Raw genomic sequence first — 2,769 nt, 5'->3', positions numbered from 1 at the left:
CTGTCAGTCCGTCACGGGAGCAAGCTCCCTCGCCACAGGTCCAGCGTCACACCAAAGATGTGTAGAAACCTATGGCCATCGCAGGCAAGCCAGCCCACAGAAGAATGCCAACAACCCGGAATCAGAAGGTCAACGTGCTTGAAACCGACACCTGCCGCGCATCACCAATAGACACGAACTGCGTATTCACCGAAGAGGTGTAATAGGTGCGGTCGAACAGGTTCTTCACATTGAGCTGAAACTTGACCTTCTGCCCATCAAGTTGCGTGTCGTAGCTGGCAAATACATCCGCCACGGTATAGCTCGGCAGTTCAAAGCTGTTGGCCGCATCCCCAGCGCGCTCGCCCACATAGCGCGCACCGGCGCCGACCCGCAGTTGATCGCCCCCCAGAAGAGTGCCGAAATCATACACAGCCGACAGCGAGCCGGTGTTTTTCGCCACGTTCTGCAGGCGCTTGCCTTTGAGCGTCGGGTCGTCGGTGACCTCGGCATCGGTGTAGGCATAGCTGCCGATCAGGCTCCACTTGTCGGTCAACTGGCCGCTGGCATCCAGCTCCAGGCCACGGGAGCGCACCTTGCCCGCCACGCTGTAGACCGAGGTTAGCCCCTCGCCCACCTGGACCAGCACGTTGCGTTTGTCGATGTTGAACAACGCCGCACTGGCGGTGATACGCCCCGGCAGGTCGAACTTGGTGCCCAGCTCCCAGGCCTTGGATTCTTCAGGGTCGAGGCTGCCATCCAGCACGGTTTTGTTGGCCAGTGGCGCAATGGTGGAGTTGGGCTTGAACGACTCGGTGTAGCTGCCGTAGAACGACAGTTCATCGGTGTAGCGGTACACCAGCCCGGCCCGAGGCACCCATTTTTGGCCATTGCCATCGGTGTTGGCGGTGAACGGCACGCCTTTGCCGGCGTATTGATCGTACATTTGATAACGCGCCCCACCGACCAGAATCCACTGGTCGTTGAGATGAATCGCATCCTGGAAGAACAGCGAGTCGCTGCGCAGCAGGTCAGTCTGGTTGCTGTCCGGCGCGCTGACGTTGGAACCCGCCACTTCGTTGCCGTACACCGGGTTGTTGTAATTGAAGACACCGCGCGGAGCCTGGCGGATCAGGTCGGCGCGGTAGATCTTGCGGTACTCGTCGTCCAGGCCGAACACCAGGTCGTGTTGCATACCCGCCACATTCAGCTTGCCTTCAAGGCTCGCGGTTGCGAAACGGTCGGTGGTCAGCGCGCCCTGGGTGCCATCCATGCTGCGGGTCAGGGTGCCGTTGGGGTTGACCTTGACCACCCGCACCTGGCTGGCGTCGTAGGTTTCGCGGTTCCAGCTGTAGCCGAAGTGGGCTTTCCAGTCGTCATTCAGGTCGTGGTCGACGGTCAGGCGATACAGGTCGGAGCGCCCTTCCATATTGTTGAACGGCTCATCCAGGCGGCGGGTCGCGGGGATATTCAGCGGGTGGCGGGTCTTGGGGTCGATGGCAGTGCCACGGTCAAAGGGCGAGAGAAACTCGCGGTGTTCATAGGCGACAACCACCTGGGTGGTATCGCCGTACCAGGCCAGGGACGGCGCCACCAGCGTCTCGCGGTGGGTACCGTAGTTGCGCCAGTAGTCTTCGTCTTCATGGTCAACGATCAGGCGATAGGCCAGGCCGCTGTCACCGAGGGGGCCGGTGGTGTCGAGGTTGCCGCCGCTGCCGTTCTTGCCGCTGCCGAAGGTTGAACCGCGCGCGGTCAGGGCCGTGGACTGCACCAGTTCGGGCTTTTTGCTGACGATATTGACCACGCCACCCGGGTCCTGGATGCCGTACAACAGCGACGACGGCCCCTTGAGCACTTCGACGCGATCAGCGGTGGCGTTCAACGCCCGGCCCTGCACCACGGGCATGCCGTCCTTCATGATCGAGCCATTACGGTTGTCGCCAAAGCCACGCAGCATCACCGCGTCCTGGGTGCTGCCGAGGGTGTTGGACTGGGTAATACCACTGATATTGCCCAGGGCGTCATCCAGGTTACGCGGCTGTTGATCGCGCAATACTTGGGCGGGCACCACATTTACGGTTTGCGGGGTTTCCAGCAGCAGGCCATGGGAGCGCATCACCGAACTGGTGGGCGGTGGCTGGTAGCTGGTGCTGGCTTGGGTGGGGTCGATGCCGCTGATAGTGGTAGCGCCCAGGTTGACCGCGCCATCGGTGGGCACCGGTTCCAGCGCCAGGGTACGGGCGTCGATCTGGCGAAAGGTGAAGCCGGAACGGCCCAGCAGACGTTGCAGGGCCTGGGTCGCGCTCATCTGCCCGCTGACCGCCGGGGCGTTGAGGCCGTAGGGCGCTTCATCGGTGTAGATCACACTGATCCCGGTAACCCGGCTGAAATCGCTCAACGCCTGGGGCAACGGCTTGGCCGCCAGGGCAAAATTGAACTGGGCACTTTGCTGCTCCTGCGCCTGCGCCATGGCCAGGGGCAATAAGACCAGCCCCGACACCGTGAATACCGAGGCTCCCAGCCACTGTTTGACCCAACCGCCCGCCGTCGATTTCATGCTGTGAGCACCCGTGTAGAAAACGCTGTTAATGCGAATTGATCGCAGTTTCATGCACTACACGGATGGGCCGGCGATTTACCTCACCTCTGCTGGCAATTATTTTTTATTTACGGCATCTGGGTGCCACCGTTATCACAGCATAGGTATCTACATCACTTTCTGGGCTGTAGGAGCAGACGGTAACCACGATGCGAAGCGAGCCGCTCTTGATCTTGATCTGCTTTTGATCT

2 protein-coding genes are annotated in these 2,769 nt (G+C 61.0%); one reads left to right on the top strand and one right to left on the bottom strand.

The window, feature by feature from the left end:
• Window positions 1–121: 121 nt before the first annotated feature.
• Window positions 122–2,536 carry a TonB-dependent receptor gene (locus tag QK296_RS28875; protein WP_192002831.1) on the bottom strand — a complete coding sequence of 805 codons (2,415 nt, stop codon included), beginning with the start codon at window positions 2,534–2,536 and terminating at the stop codon, window positions 122–124.
• Between the two features lie 52 nt (window positions 2,537–2,588).
• Between QK296_RS28875 and QK296_RS28870 the strand changes: the two genes are divergently transcribed.
• On the top strand, window positions 2,589–2,769 hold a 181-nt coding region (locus tag QK296_RS28870; RefSeq protein WP_282392343.1), incomplete at its 3' end, for a hypothetical protein.

Source organism: Pseudomonas sp. AL10, from assembly GCF_029960685.1.
Taxonomy (GTDB): domain Bacteria; phylum Pseudomonadota; class Gammaproteobacteria; order Pseudomonadales; family Pseudomonadaceae; genus Aquipseudomonas; species Aquipseudomonas lactis.
The sequence above is the reverse complement of the archived record's forward strand: the minus strand, read 5'-3'. Positions and strand labels throughout refer to the sequence as shown.

Excerpts from the sequence above, each read along its gene's own strand:
- QK296_RS28875 (WP_192002831.1), bottom strand. The coding sequence starts at position 2,536 with ATGAAATCGACGGCGGGCGGTTGGGTCAAACAGTGGCTGGGAGCCTCG.